This is a genomic window from Cupriavidus sp. L7L (genome assembly GCF_004353535.1).
Taxonomy (GTDB): domain Bacteria; phylum Pseudomonadota; class Gammaproteobacteria; order Burkholderiales; family Burkholderiaceae; genus Cupriavidus; species Cupriavidus oxalaticus_A.
Genome location: NZ_SMNY01000001.1, coordinates 61,224 through 79,259, shown reverse-complemented (window position 1 = coordinate 79,259; position 18,036 = coordinate 61,224). Strand labels below are relative to the sequence as shown.

The 18,036-nt window shown below is 65.2% G+C and carries 17 protein-coding genes; 11 read left to right on the top strand and 6 right to left on the bottom strand.

Annotation, left to right across the window (positions count from 1 at the left end; translation table 11 throughout):
• The first annotated feature begins 196 nt into the window (after nucleotides 1-196).
• From E1J61_RS00390 to nadC, 3 genes are all read left to right on the top strand, one after another.
• Nucleotides 197-1,387, top strand: a complete 1,191-nt coding sequence (locus tag E1J61_RS00390) for an acyl-CoA desaturase (protein ID WP_133092219.1) — start codon at nucleotides 197-199, stop codon at nucleotides 1,385-1,387.
• A gap of 126 nt (nucleotides 1,388-1,513) precedes the next feature.
• Nucleotides 1,514-2,668, top strand: coding sequence for a quinolinate synthase NadA (nadA, locus tag E1J61_RS00385; RefSeq protein WP_133092218.1), 1,155 nt, complete (start codon nucleotides 1,514-1,516; stop codon nucleotides 2,666-2,668).
• Entirely contained in the window at nucleotides 2,665-3,528 is an 864-nt protein-coding gene (gene nadC / locus E1J61_RS00380; RefSeq protein ID WP_133092217.1) for a carboxylating nicotinate-nucleotide diphosphorylase, read from the top strand. The genes nadA and nadC overlap by 4 nt, the downstream gene beginning before the upstream one ends.
• 74 nt (nucleotides 3,529-3,602) lie before the next feature.
• Here the strand turns inward: nadC and nadB are convergent, their stop codons facing one another.
• The 4 genes from nadB to radC all read right to left on the bottom strand — a co-directional run bounded on the left by nadB (nucleotide 3,603) and on the right by radC (nucleotide 6,755).
• Nucleotides 3,603-5,195: an L-aspartate oxidase gene (gene nadB, locus E1J61_RS00375; protein WP_133092216.1), complete on the bottom strand. Its 1,593-nt coding sequence runs from the start codon at nucleotides 5,193-5,195 to the stop codon at nucleotides 3,603-3,605.
• 266 nt (nucleotides 5,196-5,461) lie between these two features.
• Complete coding sequence (gene rpmG / locus E1J61_RS00370; RefSeq protein WP_010814980.1) at nucleotides 5,462-5,632, bottom strand: 50S ribosomal protein L33; 171 nt, start codon at nucleotides 5,630-5,632, stop codon at nucleotides 5,462-5,464.
• A 13-nt stretch (nucleotides 5,633-5,645) separates the two neighbouring features.
• Nucleotides 5,646-5,879, bottom strand: a complete 234-nt coding sequence (gene rpmB, locus E1J61_RS00365) for a 50S ribosomal protein L28 (RefSeq protein ID WP_006575661.1) — start codon at nucleotides 5,877-5,879, stop codon at nucleotides 5,646-5,648.
• A 189-nt stretch (nucleotides 5,880-6,068) separates the two neighbouring features.
• Nucleotides 6,069-6,755, bottom strand: coding sequence for a DNA repair protein RadC (gene radC, locus E1J61_RS00360; RefSeq protein ID WP_133092215.1), 687 nt, complete (start codon nucleotides 6,753-6,755; stop codon nucleotides 6,069-6,071).
• Between the two features lie 120 nt (nucleotides 6,756-6,875).
• Between radC and E1J61_RS00355 the strand changes: the two genes are divergently transcribed.
• The 7 genes from E1J61_RS00355 (at nucleotide 6,876) to E1J61_RS00325 (ending at nucleotide 14,014) form a co-directional block, all read left to right on the top strand.
• Nucleotides 6,876-7,364 carry a peptidylprolyl isomerase gene (locus E1J61_RS00355; RefSeq protein WP_133092214.1) on the top strand — a complete coding sequence of 163 codons (489 nt, stop codon included), beginning with the start codon at nucleotides 6,876-6,878 and terminating at the stop codon, nucleotides 7,362-7,364.
• 37 nt (nucleotides 7,365-7,401) lie between these two features.
• Complete coding sequence (gene ispH / locus E1J61_RS00350) at nucleotides 7,402-8,367, top strand: 4-hydroxy-3-methylbut-2-enyl diphosphate reductase (RefSeq protein WP_133092213.1); 966 nt, start codon at nucleotides 7,402-7,404, stop codon at nucleotides 8,365-8,367.
• A 584-nt stretch (nucleotides 8,368-8,951) separates the two neighbouring features.
• On the top strand, nucleotides 8,952-10,154 hold the full coding sequence (locus E1J61_RS00345) for a branched-chain amino acid ABC transporter substrate-binding protein (protein WP_133092212.1): 1,203 nt from the start codon (nucleotides 8,952-8,954) through the stop codon (nucleotides 10,152-10,154).
• A 214-nt stretch (nucleotides 10,155-10,368) separates the two neighbouring features.
• Nucleotides 10,369-11,304: a branched-chain amino acid ABC transporter permease gene (locus E1J61_RS00340; RefSeq protein WP_133092211.1), complete on the top strand. Its 936-nt coding sequence runs from the start codon at nucleotides 10,369-10,371 to the stop codon at nucleotides 11,302-11,304.
• A gap of 13 nt (nucleotides 11,305-11,317) precedes the next feature.
• Nucleotides 11,318-12,475, top strand: coding sequence for an ABC transporter ATP-binding protein (locus tag E1J61_RS00335; protein ID WP_133092210.1), 1,158 nt, complete (start codon nucleotides 11,318-11,320; stop codon nucleotides 12,473-12,475).
• A gap of 13 nt (nucleotides 12,476-12,488) precedes the next feature.
• On the top strand, nucleotides 12,489-13,265 hold the full coding sequence (locus E1J61_RS00330; RefSeq protein WP_133092209.1) for an ABC transporter ATP-binding protein: 777 nt from the start codon (nucleotides 12,489-12,491) through the stop codon (nucleotides 13,263-13,265).
• 32 nt (nucleotides 13,266-13,297) lie between these two features.
• On the top strand, nucleotides 13,298-14,014 hold the full coding sequence (locus tag E1J61_RS00325) for an ABC transporter ATP-binding protein (protein WP_133092208.1): 717 nt from the start codon (nucleotides 13,298-13,300) through the stop codon (nucleotides 14,012-14,014).
• 276 nt (nucleotides 14,015-14,290) lie between these two features.
• Here the strand turns inward: E1J61_RS00325 and E1J61_RS00320 are convergent, their stop codons facing one another.
• Nucleotides 14,291-15,478, bottom strand: a complete 1,188-nt coding sequence (locus tag E1J61_RS00320) for an acetylornithine transaminase (RefSeq protein ID WP_133092207.1) — start codon at nucleotides 15,476-15,478, stop codon at nucleotides 14,291-14,293.
• A gap of 293 nt (nucleotides 15,479-15,771) precedes the next feature.
• Nucleotides 15,772-16,839: a CDP-6-deoxy-delta-3,4-glucoseen reductase gene (locus tag E1J61_RS00315; protein ID WP_133092206.1), complete on the bottom strand. Its 1,068-nt coding sequence runs from the start codon at nucleotides 16,837-16,839 to the stop codon at nucleotides 15,772-15,774.
• A gap of 9 nt (nucleotides 16,840-16,848) precedes the next feature.
• Here E1J61_RS00315 and E1J61_RS00310 point away from each other — a divergent pair, with 9 nt between their 5' ends.
• The gene (locus tag E1J61_RS00310; protein ID WP_133092205.1) at nucleotides 16,849-17,853 is read left to right on the top strand and encodes an NAD-dependent epimerase/dehydratase family protein; all 1,005 of its coding nucleotides are present in this window, start codon (nucleotides 16,849-16,851) and stop codon (nucleotides 17,851-17,853) included.
• The last annotated feature ends 183 nt before the right edge of the window (nucleotides 17,854-18,036 follow it).

The following is an 18,036-nucleotide window of genomic DNA, read 5'->3' as shown; positions in this document are numbered from 1 at the left end:
GCGGCTCGTACCTTGTCCCGCCTGCCACGGCCGGCGCCAGACTCGCGTGCCAGGGAGCCCGGAGCGACTTCGGGTCCCGAGGCAAGCGCCAGACAGCTATCGCAATCAATAGATTCGCAGCTATTTTTTCTGCGCGTTGTGTGCACCGGCCAGCCGGCCTGCACGGGAAAGTCCTGTTTAACCGACGGAGAACAGTTTGTTCGACACTATTCTTGACTGGGCCGCCAACGGCCTTGCCAATTGGGCCTGGTGGGAGATCGTCATCTACACCCTGGTGATGACGCATATCACCATCGCTGGCGTCACCATCTTCCTGCACCGCTGCATGGCGCACCGGTCGCTGGACCTGCACCCGATCGCCCAGCATTTCTTCCGCTTCTGGCTGTGGCTGACCACCGGCATGGTCACCAGGGAGTGGACCGCGATCCATCGCAAGCACCACGCCAAGTGCGAGACCGAGGACGATCCGCACAGCCCGCAGACCCGCGGCATCCGCAAGGTGCTGCTGGAAGGGGCTGAACTCTATCGCGCCGAGGCCAAGAACAAAGAAACCATCGCCAAGTTCAGCCATGGCTGCCCGAATGACTGGATCGAGCGCAACCTGTACTCGCGCTTCACCTGGCAGGGCGTTGGCCTGATGCTGATCATCGACCTGGCGCTGTTCGGCGTGATCGGCATGTCGGTGTGGGCAGTGCAGATGCTGTGGATCCCGATCCATGCCGCCGGCATCATCAATGGCCTGGGCCACTGGTGGGGCTACCGCAATTACGATTGCGAAGACGCGTCGACCAATGTGTCGCCGTGGGGCCTGATCATTGGCGGTGAGGAACTGCACAACAACCACCACACCTACCCGACCTCGGCCAAGTTTTCGATCAAGTGGTATGAGTTCGACGTGGGCTGGGGCTATATCCGCGCGATGCAGGCGGTCGGCCTGGCCAAGGTCAAGAAGACCCCGCCCAAGGCGCGCCTGGTGGAAGCCCGTCCGGTCGATCACAACACGCTGGAAGCCATCATCGCCAACCGCTATGACGTGATGGCGCGCTACGCCAAGGCCGTCAAGGGTGCGTTCCGCCAGGAACTGGACAAGCTCAAGGAAGGCGGCGTGGCCGAGTACCGCAGCTTCAAGCCCGCCAGCAAGTGGTTCCACCGCGAGGAAACCAAGCTGGCCGCACAGCAGCGCGAGCAGCTGGCGAGCATCGTCGAGCAGAACAAGGCGCTGCAGACCTTCGTCGAAATGCGCCGTGAACTGGCCGCCATCTGGGGCCGTTCCAACCTGACGCGCGAGCAGCTGCTGCAGCAGCTGCAGGCCTGGTGCCACCGTGCCGAGGCCAGCGGCATCCAGGCGTTGCACGATTTCTCGCTGCGCCTGCGCCGCTACGCCTGATACAATTCGGCCGCGCCGTATGGTTTGACAAAGCCCCGCCCATGGCGGGGCTTTTGTTTTAGATAAACTCCCCCATGTTCTGGCCGGCCGCACCCTGTTGGCGGAGGTCTAGAGGAGTACCCGGAGATGACCCCACAATCGATCAAGACCGTCGAGTTCGAGAAGCCGAACCTGGCGGATGCCGAAAACGCCACTGGCGGCAGCTGCGTGGCCCATGCCTGGGCCAAGGTGCCGCCGGTGCTGTCGCCCGATGAGCGGCAGTCGCTGAAGGCGCGTATCCGCCGCTTGCTGCAGGAACGTAATGCGGTGCTGGTGGCGCACTACTACGTCGACGCCGACCTGCAGGACCTCGCCGAAGAAACCGGCGGCTGCGTCTCCGACTCCCTCGAAATGGCCCGTTTCGGCCGCGACCACGAAGCCAAGACCCTGGTGGTGGCCGGCGTGCGCTTCATGGGCGAGACCGCCAAGATCCTCAGCCCCGAGAAGACCGTGCTGATGCCGGACCTGGATGCGACCTGCTCGCTCGACCTGGGTTGCCCGGCCGACGAATTCGCCGCCTTCTGCGATGCGCACCCGGACCGCACCGTGGTGGTGTACGCCAATACCAGCGCGGCGGTGAAGGCGCGCGCGGACTGGATGGTCACGTCGAGCATCGGGCTGAAGATCGTCGAGCACCTGCACGCGCAGGGCAAGAAGATCCTGTGGGCACCCGACAAGCACCTGGGCAGCTATATCCAGAAGCAGACCGGCGCCGACATGCTGCTGTGGCAGGGCTCGTGCCTGGTGCACGACGAGTTCAAGGGCATCGAGCTGGACCTGCTGCGCCGCGAATTCCCCAACGCCAAGATCCTGGTGCACCCGGAATCGCCCGAAAACGTGGTGGCGCAGGCCGATGTGGTCGGCTCCACCTCGCAGCTGATCGAAGCGGCGCAGAAGCTGGACGCGACCGAGTTTATCGTTGCCACCGACAACGGCATCCTGCACAAGATGCGCATGGCCGCGCCTGGCAAGCACTTCATCGAGGCGCCGACGGCCGGCAACAGCGCAACCTGCAAAAGCTGCGCGCACTGCCCGTGGATGGCGATGAATGCGCTGACCAACCTGGCCGAGGTGCTGGAGACCGGGCGCAACGAGATCCACGTCGACCCGGCCATCGGCGTCAAGGCGGTGACCTGCATCAACCGCATGCTCGATTTCGCCGCGGCGCAGAAGCGCAATGTGCGTCCGTCGTCCGACCTGGCGAAGGAACAGGCGCTGTTCCAGGGGATCGGCCCGGCATGAGCGTGAATCCGATTTTCGACAGCTACGGCGCAGCGCTGCACGCAGCGCTGCAAGCCAATGTGCAGGCCGCCATCGCCGAGGATGTCGGCAGCGGCGACCTGACCGGCCTGCTGGTGCCCGCTGGCAAGCCCGCGCACGCGCGCGTGATCGTGCGCGAAGCGGCGGTGCTGTGCGGACAGCCGTGGTTCGATGCCTGCATGCGCGCGGTCGACCCGGCGCTGGAAGTGCGCTGGCTGCAGGAAGAGGGCGCGCGGATGGCGGCGGATTCCGTGGTGTGCGAGATCACCGGCCCGGCGCGCTCGCTGCTGACTGCCGAACGCCCGTCGCTGAACTTCCTGCAACTGCTGTCCGGCGTGGCCACCGTGACGCGCCGCTATGCCGACCTGATCGCCGGCACCCGCGCGCGCGTGCTGGATACCCGCAAGACGCTGCCGGGCCTGCGCCTGGCGCAGAAGTACGCGGTCCGCATCGGCGGTGGCGAGAACCAGCGGCTGGCGCTGTACGACGGCATCCTGATCAAGGAAAACCATATCGCCGCGGCAGGCAGCATCACCGCCGCGCTGCAGGCGGCGCTGGCGCTCGATACCGATGCGTCGGTGCAGGTCGAGGTCGAGTCGCTGGCGGAGCTGGAAGAAGCCCTGGCAGCAGGCGCGAAGTCGGTGCTGATCGATAACTTCACCGTGCCGATGATGCAGGACGCGGTGAAGATCAACCAGGGCAGGGCGCTACTTGAGGTGTCGGGCGGCGTCAATGCCGAGACCATCCGCACTTTCGCCGAGACCGGCGTGGACCGGATCTCGGTGGGCGCATTGACCAAGGACGTGCGCGCGACGGATTACTCGCTGCGTATCATCGGCTGACGCATCGCCAGCCCGAAGCCAAAACGGGGTGGAGCCATCAGGCTCGCACCCCGTTTTTTATTGCTGCGCGGCGCTCAGCGCTTGCGCACGGCAGGCGGTTGCATCACCGTAGGCAGGGCCTTCGGCAGCGAATCCGGATAGTCCCGGCTGAAATGCAGTCCGCGGCTTTCATGCCGCGAGTACGCGCTGTCAACGATCAGCGAGGCCACCTCCACCAGGTTGCGCAGCTCCAGCAGGTCGCGCGTGACGCGGAAATTCGCGTAGTACTCGGCGATTTCCTCGCGCAGCAGGCCGATGCGGTGCTGCGCGCGTTCCAGCCGCTTGCTGGTGCGCACGATGCCGACGTAGTTCCACATCATGCGGCGCAGTTCATCCCAGTTGTGGGACACCACGACTTCCTCGTCGGCATCGGACACGCGGCTTTCGTCCCACGCCGGCAGCGTGATATTGGGTGCGCCGGCCTTGTCCTTCGAGGCGATGTCTTCCGCCGCGGCGCGGCCGATCACCATGCATTCGAGCAGCGAGTTGGAGGCCAGCCGGTTGGCGCCGTGCAGGCCGGTGCAGGCAGACTCGCCCACTGCATACAGGTTGCCGATATCGGTGCGGCCCGCGGTATCGGTGACAACGCCACCGCAGGTGTAGTGCGCGGCCGGCACCACCGGGATCGGCTCGCGCGTGATGTCGATGCCCAGTTCCAGGCAGCGCGCGTAGATCGTCGGGAAGTGTTCCTTCAGGAAGGCTTCGGGCTGGTGGCTGATGTCCAGGTAGACGCAGTCCAGGCCGCGCTTCTTCATCTCGAAGTCAATGGCGCGCGCGACCACGTCGCGCGGCGCCAGCTCGGCACGCTCATCGTGCTCGGGCATGAAGCGGGTGCCGTCGGGCAGCTTGAGCAGCCCGCCTTCGCCGCGCACCGCCTCGGAAATCAGGAACGACTTGGCATAGGGGTGGTACAGGCAGGTCGGGTGGAACTGGATGAATTCCATGTTCGACACCCGGCAGCCCGTGCGCCACGCCATGGCGATGCCATCGCCGGTGGCGGTGTCGGGGTTGGTGGTGTACAGGTAGACCTTGCCCGCGCCGCCCGCGGCCAGCACCGTATGCGTGGCGGTGAGGGTGTGTACCGCGCCGGTATTGTCGTCGAGCACGTAAAGGCCATAGCACCGGTTGCCCGGGAGTCCCAGCTTGCGTGACGTGATCAGGTCGATCGCGAAATGGTCTTCCAGGATGGTGATGTTCGGATGCTGCGTGGCCTGCTGCAGCAGCGTGCTGACCACCGCGTGTCCGGTGGCATCGGCCGCATGGATGATGCGCCGGCGGCTGTGGCCGCCTTCGCGGGTCAGGTGGAAGCCCAGTTCGGCCTGCTCGTCGCGCGTGAATGGCACGCCGCGGTCGATCAGCCACTGGATCGCCTCGCGCCCGTGCTCCACGATAAAGCGGGTTGCCTCTTCGTCGCACAGTCCTGCGCCGGCAACGAGCGTGTCCTGCGTGTGCTCGTCATGGCTGTCGCCGGAATCCAGCACGGCGGCGATGCCGCCTTGTGCCCAGTCGCTGGCGCCCTGTGTCATGGCGCGCTTGCTGAGAATGACAACCCGGTGGGTGTCGGCCAGTTGCAGCGCGACCGTAAGGCCGGCCAGACCGCTGCCGACGATGGCGACATCGAAATTCATGGTGCGGAGAGAGCGCCGCAGGGCGCCAGGCGGATGGGGGAAACGGCAAAGTCTACACCGTGCGCGCCATACCGTGCACCAGTGAACCGGGCGGGATTGGGCGGTGATCGCGCCGGAAGGGCGCGGCACCGGCCGCGGTGTGCCGAATGGCGCGCTTCCTGCCTTCTGCGGGCGCCAACGTCGCGCGTGGAGCGCCGTAAGCAAAACGAGTGGGCAACAAAAAGCCCCGCAACGGGGCGGGGCTTCTTGTCGGGATACCGGATCAATTACTTGATCTTGGTTTCCTTGTAAGCGACGTGCTTGCGAGCGACGGGATCGAACTTCATGATCTCCATCTTCTCCGGCATGGTGCGCTTGTTCTTGGTCGTGGTGTAGAAGTGACCCGTGCCTGCGGTCGATTCCAGCTTGATCTTGTCGCGGCCGCCCTTGCTTGCCATGATGTGCTCCTAATTAGACTTCGCCACGTGCGCGCAGGTCTGCGAGCACGGAGTCGATGCCTTTCTTGTCGATCAGGCGCAGGCCGGCGTTCGAGACGCGCAGGCTCACCCAGCGGTTTTCGGATTCAACGAAGAAACGACGATTCTGCAGGTTGGGCAGAAAACGGCGCTTGGTCTTGTTGTTTGCGTGGGAAACGTTGTTGCCGACCATCGGCGCTTTCCCGGTCACTTGACAGACGCGTGCCATGAAGCACTCCTAAATCTTATTCGTGGACAATGTTCGCAACAGATCAACAAAAGGCGCGCGGGCCCGGACTGCAGCGGTTGGGACTTCAGTGAAACGTAAATTATAGACCGGAATCCTCCGGCGAATCAATGCCTGCCGTACGATGACGGCAGCATGTGTTGTGTCTCGTCCAGCACTGTGCCGCAGGCGTCACAGTCCCGGCAGGCATTCGCAACCGTCAGCCAGCGAACGGATTTCCTGGCCGGCCACGATGAAATGGTCGAGCAGATGCACGTCGATGAGTTCGAGCGTCCTTGCCAGCTCGCGAGTCAGGTGCACGTCGCTCTGGCTGGGCGCGGTGGTGCCGGAAGGATGGTTGTGCGCCACGATCACGCCCGCCGCATTATGCACCAGCGCCTGGCGCGCGACCTCGCGCGGATACACCGCAGTGCGCGTCAGGGTGCCCCGGAACAGTTCTTCGCAGGCAATCATGCGGTTGCGCGGATCGAGGAACAGGCACAGGAAGACTTCGTGCGGCAGCGATGCCAGCGTCAGGCGCAGGTAGTTGTGCACCGCCGCGCGCGAGTCGAAGCCGGTCGGCAGCCTTAGGGATTCGGCCAGCGCGCGGCGCGCCAGTTCGGGGATGGCCTGCAGCTGTGCGTATTTGGCCACGCCCATGCCCTTGATGCCAGCCAGCGCGCCGGGTTCGGACGCGAACAGGGCGGTCAGCGAGCCGAAGCGGTGCAACAGCTCGCGGGCGAGGTCGACGGCACTTTTGCCAGCCGCGCCGATGCGCAGGAACACCGCCAGCAGTTCGGCGTCTGACAGGGCGGCGGCGCCGCATTCCAGCAGTTTTTCGCGCGGCCGCTCGCAGGCGGGCCAATTGGCTATGGTCATGGGCGTTCAGGGTTTGGACCGCCGGCCGGAGACTGGAAGGGTAGAAGGGGTATACGGCTTCGGCACGGCGAGCGATGGGCCAGTCGAATACAATACGGGTTGTTCCTCGGTTGATCACCCATGAATTTGCAAACTTTCGCGTCGGAAGCCGACGGCGGCACGGCTGGCCGCAAGACTGTCCTGGCCGACTCTTTCCTGACCCTGCACTACAGCATCTCGCTAGAGAACGGCACCGAGGTCGTCAGCACCTTCGACGACAAGCCCGCCACGCTGCTGCTCGGCCAGGGCCAGCTCGCGCCCACGCTGGAGCAGGCGCTGCTGGGCATGCCGGAAGGCGAGCGCATGACTTACCGTCTCGCTCCGGAGCACGCGTTCGGGCCGCGCAATCCCGAACTGCTGCAGTGGGTGTCGCTGGCCACGCTGCGCGAGAACAGCTCGTTCGAGGAAGACTACAGCCCGGGCGACCTGGTCGAGTTCAACGCGCCCGGCGGCGGCAAGTACGCGGGCGTGCTGAAGGAAATCGGCGAGACCGCGGCGCTGTTCGACTTCAACCATCCGCTGGCCGGGCAGACCATCCTGTTCGACGTGCAGCTGATCGGCATCCTCTGATTGCGCCAACGTGCCGACTCCTGTCCAGATACGCAGCATGCCTGACCTGACCACCGCACCCGACGCCGAGATCCTGATGGCCCAGCCGCGCGGCTTCTGCGCAGGCGTGGATCGTGCCATCGAGATCGTCGAGCGCGCGCTCGCGCGCTTCGGCGCGCCGATCTACGTGCGCCATGAAATCGTGCACAACGCCTACGTGGTGGCGGACCTGCGCAGCAAGGGCGCGGTGTTCGTGCGCGAGCTGGACGAGGTGCCCGCCGGCGCCACCGTCATCTTCAGTGCGCACGGCGTGTCGCGCGAAGTGCGCGAGGACGCCGCCAAGCGCGGCCTGCACGTGTTCGACGCAACCTGCCCGCTGGTGACCAAGGTGCATGTCGAAGTCAGCAAGATGCGCGCGGAAGGCTGCGAGATCGTAATGATCGGCCATCGCGGCCACCCGGAGGTCGAAGGCACCATGGGCCAGGCCAACAGCGGCATGGTGCTGGTCGAGACGGCCGACGACGTCGCCAGGCTGCAGATCGCGGACCCGGCGCGGCTTGCCTTCGTGACCCAGACCACGCTGTCGGTGGACGAGACCCGCGAGATCGTCGCCGCGCTGAAGGCGCGCTATCCGCAGATCCGAGAGCCGAAGAAGCAGGATATCTGCTATGCCACGCAGAACCGCCAGGACGCGGTCAAGTTCATGGCGCCGCAGGTCGAGGTGGTGATCGTGGTCGGCAGCCCCAACAGCTCCAACTCCAACCGCCTGCGCGAACTGGCGCAGCGCCTGGGCGTGCCGGCCTATATGGTCGATGCGCCGGAGCAGGTGCGCCCGGAATGGATCGCCGGCAAGCGCCGCATCGGCCTGACCGCCGGGGCCTCGGCGCCCGAGGCGCTGGCGCAGTCGATCGTCGATCGCCTGCGCGCGCTCGGTGCGCGCCAGGTGCGGGCACTGGAGGGCATCGAGGAAAACATGGCGTTCCCGCTGCCGCGCGGCTTGATGCCGGCCAGCGTCGCCGCCTGAACGGCAGCGGGCCGGCCCGCACCTCGATACGCCGATGACAAAAGCGCCGCGCAATGCGGCGCTTTTTTTTGCGCTTGCCTGCGCGGTCGCGATTCATGGGCTTATGACGCGCAATGCACATTATCGGTGCAATGCGATCAGTGCATCTATAACCCGCGTGTTTGGCGAACAGACAAATAGGGGTAATCCCCGTAACTGGGGTTTTCCCTATTATGGTGCGGCGCTACATTCTGCACATTAGAGATTGGTGCGCCGCATTTGAAATGAAATGCCTAATTAATTAAGGCCTATTATAGTGGCGCAGCCCGCGCCTAATGCCGCCCGCCAGGCGGTGCAGGCACGATTCTTGTAAGTATGTGAGACGGCCCCGCCATGTGAGCGGGAATTGCCCCAATTTGTGCATTGGGGAAATTCCCTAGCTCATTTGCAGGGTAAATCGGTCGACTTGTTGCGTCGCGTATTGCATCTGCAAAGAAAGGGGATACAATGCGCGCGTTTCAAATTGAAACTAAACAAAGGCGGTCCAGGGAAACGTCCGGGAGGCGTTGCAAATCCCTGTTTTTGTGAATCCTAGGAGATCACTCATGCAAATCACGTTTGCCAAGATTCTGCCGATCGCGGCCGCAGTGGCGCTGGTAGCAGCTTGCGGCAAGAAGGAAGAGAAGCCGGCGGATGCGGCCTCTTCGGCGCCGGCCGCAGCAGCCCCTGCCGCGGGCGGTGGCGAGACCGTCGTCAAGATCGGCCACGCGGCCCCGCTGACCGGCGGTATCGCGCACCTTGGCAAGGACAACGAAAACGGCGCCCGCCTGGCCGTGGAAGAAGTCAACAAGGCCGGCCTCGAGGTCGGTGGCAAGAAGATCAAGCTGGAACTGGTCGGCGAAGACGATGCCGCCGATCCGAAGACTGGCACCTCGGTGGCACAGAAGCTGGTCGACGCCAAGGTCGTGGCCGTGGTCGGCCACCTGAACTCGGGCACGTCGATCCCGGCCTCCAAGATCTATAGCGATGCCGGCATCGTGCAGATCTCGCCGTCGTCCACCAACCCGGACTACACCAAGCAGGGCTTCAAGACCACCTATCGCGTGGTGGCCACCGACGCACAGCAGGGCCCGGCACTGGCCAACTATGCCAGCAAGACCCTCCATGCCAAGAGCGTGGCGATCGTCGACGACGCCACCGCCTACGGCAAGGGCCTGGCCGACGAGTTCGAGAAGACCGCCAAGGCGGCCGGCGTGAACGTGGTGGCACGCGAGGCCACCAACGACAAGGCTACCGACTTCAAGGCCATTCTCACCAAGATCAAGGGCAAGAAGCCTGACGTGATCATGTACGGCGGCATGGACGCCACCGGCGGCCCGTTCGCCAAGCAAGCCAAGGAACTGGGCATCGGCGCCAAGATCGTCGGCGGCGACGGCGTCTGTACCGACAAGGTGGCCGAGCTGGCCGGCGATGCCGTGACCAACATCATCTGCTCCGAGGCCGGCCTGGCCCTGTCGAAGATGGAGCAGGGCGCGGACTTCTCCAAGCGCTACCAGGCACGCTTCAACGCGCCGGTGCAGATCTACGCGCCGTTCACCTATGACGCGGTGATGGTCATCGTCGACGCCATGAAGCGCGCCAACTCGACCGAACCGGCTGCCATCCTGGCCGAAATGCCCAAGACCAACTACAAGGGCGTGATCGGCAACATCGCCTTCGACGAGAAGGGCGACATGAAGGAAGGCACCATCACGCTGTACGAGTACAAGGACAAGAAGAAGTCCGTCCTTGATGTCGTGAAGATGTAATCAGGGCTTACCGGCCCATCCGAACGGCACCGTGAGTATTTTGCGGTGCCGTTCTTTTTAGCCTCGCCTAATGTAGAAGCATCCTTACCCTGGATGGAGCATGGCGGGCCGCTTACCAGCAACGCAACCTCGGCAACGTTACCCATCACCACATCAATGTCCCCCCCGGCATCCACACCATGCCGTCAGGTAAGGGACTGAAGCAGGAGTTTTCATGGATATCTTTATCCAGCAGATCGTGAACGGTCTGGTGCTCGGCAGCATCTATGCGCTGATCGCACTGGGCTACACCATGGTCTACGGCATTCTGGGGATCATCAACTTCGCCCACGGCGATGTCCTGATGATCGGCGCGCTGACCGCCCTGTCAGCGATTCTTGGCCTGCAGAAGTTCGCCCCCGGCTTGCCCGAATGGCTGACGCTGGTCATTGCGACCCTGGTCGCGATGCCGGTCTGCGCAATACTGTCTTACTCGATCGAGCGAATCGCTTACCGGCCCTTGCGCAATGCGCCACGGCTGGCCCCGCTGATTACCGCGATCGGCGTGTCCATCATCCTGCAGACGATGGGCATGCTGATCTGGTCGCGCAACCCGCTGACCTTCCCGCAACTGCTGCCGTCGGAGCCGATTGATATCGGTGGAACCGGCGCCACCATCACCGGCAAGGAAATGGTCATCATCGGCCTGGCCGTGATGGTGATGTCGGGCCTGCTGGCACTGGTGAACCGCACCAAGCTCGGCCGCGCCATGCGCGCCACCGCCGAGAACCAGAAGGTGGCCGGCCTGATGGGCGTGAACCCCAACTTTGTCATCTCCGCCACCTTCATGATCGGCGCCACGCTGGCGGCGCTGGCCGGCGTGATGATGGCCACCAACTACGGCAACGCCCACTTCTACATGGGCTTCATCCCGGGCCTGAAGGCGTTCACCGCCGCGGTGCTGGGCGGCATCGGCAACCTTGCCGGCGCGATGGTCGGCGGCATGCTGCTGGGCCTGATCGAGGCGCTGGGTGCCGGCTATATCGGCGACCTGACCAATGGCGTGTTCGGCTCGAACTACCAGGACGTCTTCGCCTTCATCGTACTGATCACTGTGCTCGTCTTCCGTCCGTCCGGCATCATGGGCGAACGCGTGGCGGACCGCGCCTGAGGAGAGCGAATCCATGAATACCCCGATTCCATCCACGGCCGCCGTCGCGGCTCCGACGAAGGTGCCGGCCAAGACCCTGGCCGCGCTGATCGGCTTCCTGGTGGTCGCGCTGTGCGCACCGTTCATCGTCCAGACCCTGGGCGGCAACTACTGGGTCCGCGTGCTGGACTTTGCGTTGCTGTACATCATGCTGGCGCTGGGCCTGAACATCGTGGTGGGCTTTGCCGGCCTGCTTGACCTGGGCTATATCGCGTTCTACGCGGTCGGCGCCTACCTGATGGCTTTGCTCGGCTCGCCGCACCTGGCGAACCAGTTCGAGTGGATCCACCAGCTGTTCCCTACCGGCATCCATTTGTCGATGTGGTTCGTGTTGCCGATCGCGATCCTGGTGGCCGCCACGTTCGGCGTGCTGCTGGGGGCGCCGACGCTGAAACTGCGCGGCGACTACCTCGCCATCGTGACGCTGGGCTTCGGCGAAATCATCCGCATCTTCATGAACAACCTGGACCGTCCGGTGAACATCACCAACGGGCCCAAGGGCATCACCGCGGTGGACCCGGTCCATATCTTCGGCTTCGACTTCTCCAAGTCGCACGAGATCTTCGGGCTGAAGTTCACGCCGGTGTTCATGTACTACTACCTGCTGGTGTTCCTGGTCATCGTGATCGTGTTCGTGTGCCTGCGTTTGCAGACCTCGCGCATCGGCCGGGCCTTCGTCGCTATCCGCGAGGACGAGATCGCCGCCAAGGCAATGGGCATCAACACCCGCAATATCAAGCTGCTGGCCTTTGCCATGGGCGCGTCGTTCGGCGGCGCCTCTGGCGCGGTGTTCGGCGCGTTCCAGGGCTTCGTGTCGCCGGAATCGTTCACGCTGTGGGAATCGATCTACGTGCTGGCCATCGTGGTGCTCGGCGGCATGGGCCATATCCCGGGCGTGATCCTGGGCGGCGTCCTGCTGGTGGGCTTCCAGGAGCTGCTGCGCGTGGTGGCGGAGCCGATGCAGACCGGCTTGTTCGGCCATGTGATTGTGGATGCCGAAGTCCTGCGCCAGCTGCTGTTCGGCCTGGCCCTGGTTGGCGTCATGCTGTACCGCCCGGCAGGCATCTGGCCGTCGCCGCGCAAGGAAGACCGCCCGGTGGTGCGCCGTGCGGGCAGCGTGGGCCGTTTCTGACCAGGAGGACAACATGAGCAACAACGATTTCCTCCTGTCGGTACAGGGGGTCAACAAGCGATTCGGCGGCCTGCAGGCACTGTCCGAGGTGGGCCTGCAGATCAAGCCGGGCGAGATCTATGGCCTGATCGGCCCCAACGGCGCCGGCAAGACCACCTTCTTCAACGTGATTACCGGGCTGTACACGCCGGATTCGGGCGAGTTCGTGCTGGGCGGCAAGCCCTACCAGCCGACCGCCGTGCATGAGGTGGCCAAGGCCGGCATCGCGCGCACGTTCCAGAACATCCGCCTGTTCGGCGAGATGACCGCGCTGGAAAACGTGATGGTGGGGCGGCACGTGCGCTCCAAGGCCGGGCTGTTCGGTGCGATCTTCCGGCCGCCTTCGGTGCGCCGCGAGGAAGAGGGCATCGAGGACATGGCGCATGACCTGCTCGACTACGTTGGCATCGGCAAGTACGCCAACTTCACCGCGCGCAACCTGTCGTACGGCCACCAGCGCCGGCTGGAGATCGCCCGCGCGCTGGCGACCGAGCCCAAGCTGCTGGCGCTGGACGAGCCGGCCGCGGGCATGAACGCGACCGAGAAGGTAGAGCTGCGTGGCCTGCTCGACAAGATCAAGAACGACGGCAAGACCATCCTGCTGATCGAGCACGACGTGAAGCTGGTGATGGGCCTGTGCAACCGCCTGACCGTGCTGGACTATGGCAAGGTGATTGCCCAGGGCCTGCCGCACGAGGTGCAGAACAACCCCGCGGTGATCGAGGCATACCTCGGCACCTCGGCGCACTGATGGCGGGAGGGAAAGCAATGACACAGCCAGCAATGAAACAGACAGTACTGAAGATCTCCGGCCTGAAGGTCGCGTACGGCGGCATCCAGGCCGTCAAGGGCATCGACCTGGAAATCCAGGACGGCGAACTGGTCACGCTGATCGGCGCCAACGGCGCCGGCAAGACCACCACCATGAAGGCCATCACCGGCCTGCAGGGCTGGGCCGGCGGCGACGTGGAGTACATGGGCAAGTCGATCAAGGGCGTGCCCAGCTACACGCTGCTCAAGCAGGGGCTGGCGATGGTGCCGGAAGGCCGCGGCGTGTTCGCGCGCATGACCATCACCGAGAACCTGCAGATGGGCGCCTACACGCGCAACGACGAGGCCGGCATCAAGGCCGACGTCGACCGCATGTTCGGCATCTTCCCGCGCCTGAAGGAACGCGCCAACCAGTTGGCGGGCACCATGTCCGGCGGTGAGCAGCAGATGCTGGCGATGGCGCGCGCGCTGATGAGCCAGCCCAAGGTGCTGCTGCTGGACGAGCCGTCGATGGGCTTGTCGCCGATCATGGTCGACAAGATCTTCGAGGTCGTGCGCGATATCTCGGCGCAGGGCGTGACCGTGCTGCTGGTCGAGCAGAACGCGCGCCTGGCGCTGCAGGCCGCGCACCGCGGCTACGTGATGGAGTCCGGGCTGATCACCATGAGCGGTGACGCCAGGCAGATGCTGGACGATCCCAAGGTGCGGGCCGCCTACCTGGGCGAGTAAAGGCGTCGGCAAGGTCGAGTGGTTTTGGGTGCTCCCAAGCCGCTCGAACTGGCCTAAACAAGGTGTTCCCCCTCATGGGGAGAGGGTTGGGGTGAGGGGCGGGCTAGCAAGGCACCACGCCGAGCGAAGCCAACGGTTCTAAACCCGCGAGCATCAGCTTTTGACGCTCCTGCCCTCACCCCCGGCCCCTCTCCCGCAAGCGGGAGAGGGGAGCAAACCTGCCAGTGTGCAAGGTTTGCAGCAGCCCTCACGCCTCGCTTACGCGAGGCTTTTTTGTCAGGCCAGCTTCTTCAGCAGCGTGCGCAGCATGCCGATCATCTGGTCGATCTCTTCGCGCGTGACGTTCAGCGCCGGCATGAAGCGCAGCAGGTTGGCGCGCGGCGCGTTCAGCAGCAGGCCTTGCGGATCCATGTCGCGGGCTTCTTCCACCAGTTGCGGGCCGATGTCCTTGTCCAGCAGCAGGGCGCGCAGCAGGCCTTCGCCACGCTCGCCGCCCAGGCCGAACTCGGCCGACAGCGCCAGCAGCTGCTCCTTCAGGTATTCGCCCTTGGCCTTGACGTCATCCAGGAAACCCGGCGCGGTCAGCTGCTCGATCACTGCGCTGCCCACCGCGGTCATCAGCGGGTTGCCGTTGTAGGTGCCGCCCTGGTCGCCGGCCTCGAAGCTGGCGACTTCGGCCTTGCACAGCAGCGCAGACAGCGGCACGCCGCCGCCGATGCCCTTGCCCAGCGTCATGATGTCCGGCTCGACGCCCGACAGCTCGTACGCGAACAGCGTGCCGCAGCGGCCGCAGCCGGCCTGCACTTCATCGACGATGAACAGCAGCCTGTGCTTGTCGGCCAGTGCGCGCAGGCCCTGCATGAACTCGCGCGTGGCGGGGATCACGCCGCCTTCGCCCTGCACCGGTTCCAGCATGATGCCGACGGTCTTGTCGGTGATCAGCTTCTCGACCGAGGCCAGGTCGTTCAGCTCGGCCTTGGGGAAGCCCGGCACCTGCGGCGCGAAGATGGTGTCCCAGCCGGCCTTGCCCGACGCGCTCATGGTGGCGAGCGTGCGGCCATGGAAGCTGTGGTCCATGGTGATGATCTCGTAGGCGCCGTTCTTGTGCTTGCGGCCCCATTTGCGCGCCAGCTTGATCGCGCCTTCGTTGGCCTCGGCGCCGCTGTTGGCGAAGAAGACTTTGTCGAAGCAGCTGTTATCGGTCAGCTGTTTGGCCAGGCGCAGCATCGGCTCGTTGTAGAAGGCCGGGCTCGGGTTGATGATCTTCTTCGACTGCTCGACCAGCGCGTCGATCATGCCCTGGTTGGAGTGGCCCAGGCAGTTGACCGCCCAGCCCTGCACAAAGTCCAGGTATCGCTTGCCGTTGTGGTCCGTCAGCCAGGAGCCCTTGCCTTCGGTGAAGACGAGCTCGGGCCGGTTGGTGATGTACATCAGGGATTGGACGGGAAACTCAGCAAATGCCATGGCGGACTCCAGGGGTCGGCTTTAAACGATGGACGGACAAGCAGGAAAAAAGCGGAAAAGCGCGGAAAAACAAAAAGCCACGGGGGTTGCCCGTGGCTCGTTGACCTGAACAGACGCAGTCGACGGTCAGCCGCGCGGCACCCCAGCGGGGAGCGACGTACGGAAGCTGCGGCGTCGGTTGAAGGTCGTATGCATGCGGGCAAATATAAGGCGCATGGGCCCGGGTGTCAAAACCAATTTTGGCGGACCCGGGCATTGTTGCGCTGGCGGAACGGCGTGCCGGCCCGGGCGGGTCAGGCAGCGGGTGCCGCCGGCGTGGCCGGGTGCATGTCGGCCTCGGAGGTGAACGAGTCGGCGAAGAACGCGTCTTCGTGCAGCTTGCACTGGCGGGTGAAGTCGCCGCGCGCGGCGTTGATCATCACCGGCGCGCCGCAGGCGTAGACCTCGTGGCCCGACATGTCGGGATGGTCGGCGATCACCGCCTGGTGGACGAAGCCCGTGCGGCCCTGCCAATTGTCTTCGGGCAGCGCGTCGGATACCACCGGCACGTACCTGAAGTTGGGCAGGTCGCGCGCCCATTGCTCGGCCAGCGCGTGCATGTACAGGTCCTTGGGCCGGCGGCCGCCCCAGTACAGCGTCATCGGGCGCGTGATGCCGGTGTAGGCGGCATGCTCGACGATGGCCTTGATCGGGGCGAAGCCGGTGCCGGAAGCCAGCAGGATGATCGGGGCGGTCGATTCCTCGCGCAGGAAGAAGCTGCCCAGCGGGCCTTCGAAGCGCAGGATGTCGCGTTCCTTCATCGCCGGGGCACCTTCCTTGGCGCCGAAGACATAGTCGGTGAAGGCGCCGCCCGGCATATGGCGGATATGCAGTTCGATCGGACCGTCCTCGTGCGGCGGCGTGGCGATCGAATAGCTGCGGCGCTTGCCGTCGCGCAGCAGGAATTCCACGTACTGGCCGGCCAGGTACTGCATGCGCTCGGTCGCGGGCAGCTGCAGCTTGATGGCGATCACGTCATCGGCCAGCCGCTCCAGCGAGGTCACGCGGCACGGCACCTTCTTGATCGGGATGTCGCCGGCGCCGTGGACTTCGCGGCATTCAATGGTAATGTCGGACGACGCGTTGGCGCAGCAGAACAGCGCGCGGCCCTCGGCCTTTTCCTGCGCGGTCAGCGCGGCCGGGGCGTGGTCGCCCTGCACGATGGTGCCTTCCAGCACGCGGCCCTTGCACGAGCCGCAGGCGCCGTTCTTGCAGCCGTAGGGCAGGCCGATGCTGTGGCGCAGGGCCGCGCCGAGGATGGTTTCGTCCGCGGCCACTTCGAACTTGTGGCCACTGGGCATGACGGTTACTTGATAAGCCATAATCGGTCTATGAGCCAAATTCAGTCGATGCTGCAGCCCTCGCGCCTCCCGCTCCTGCCGGCTTTACCAGTTTTGCCGGTCCCCAGCCGCCGGCTGGGTCGTCCGCGCCTGTTGATCGTCGGGTGCGGGGATGTGGGGACGCGCTGCCTGCGAATCCTGTCGTCGCGCATGCGCGTGTTTGCCGTCACGTCGCAGCCGGCGCGCCGCGCCGAACTGCGCGCCGCCGGTGCGGTGCCGCTGGTGGCGGACCTGGACCGGCCGGTGACGCTGGCGCGGCTGCGCGGGCTGGCCACGCAGGTGCTGGACCTGGCGCCGCCGCCCGGTCAGGGCGAGGGCGATCCGCGTACGCGTGCCTTGCTCGCCGCCTTGCGCCGCAAGGCCTGGCGGCAGGGCGGCACGCCTGGCGGCGAGCCCGCCATTCTACCCGACCGGGGCCTTCGCCGCCGTGCCTTTGTCTACGCCAGCACCTCGGGCGTCTACGGCGACCGGCAGGGCGCGCGGGTGTCGGAATTCCATGCCGTGCGGCCGCAGACGGCGCGCGCGCGCCGCCGCGTGGCCGCCGAGGGGGCGGTGCGCGCCTTTGGCCGCGATGCCGGCTGGCGCACCAGCATCGTGCGCATCCCGGGCATCTATGCCGCCGAGCGGCTGCCGGTGGCCCGGCTCAAGCGGGGCACGCCCGCGCTGGTGCCGCAGGACGACGTCTACACCAGCCATATCCATGCCGACGACCTGGCTCGCATCATGGTTGCCGCGCTGTTCCGCGGCCGGCCGCAGCGGGTGGTCCATGCCAGCGACGATACCGAGCTGCGCATGGCCGACTACTTCGACCTCGTTGCCGATCGGCGCGGCCTGCCGCGGCCCCCGCGTATTACGCGCGGCCAGGCGCGTGAAGTGATTGAGCCGACGCTGCTGAGCTTCATGAGCGAGTCGCGCCGGCTCGACAACCGCCGCCTGAAGCGCGAGTTGCGGCTGCGGCTGCGCTTTCCCACGGTCGCTTCCTTCTTCGACGCCTGAGCGCGCCCGCGGTCGCGCCCCGTGCCCCTGGCACGGGGTTTGCTCATCCTGGCGTCACTTCAATCCTGTCTATACAGCAACACTTCTGGCGTGCCAACGTGGTGCTTTCCGCACCTACGGCAAGCCGCAGCACCGTTGTGGTGGTTGATGCCTCCGCGCCGTCCAGCCGATTTCCGCGGTGAT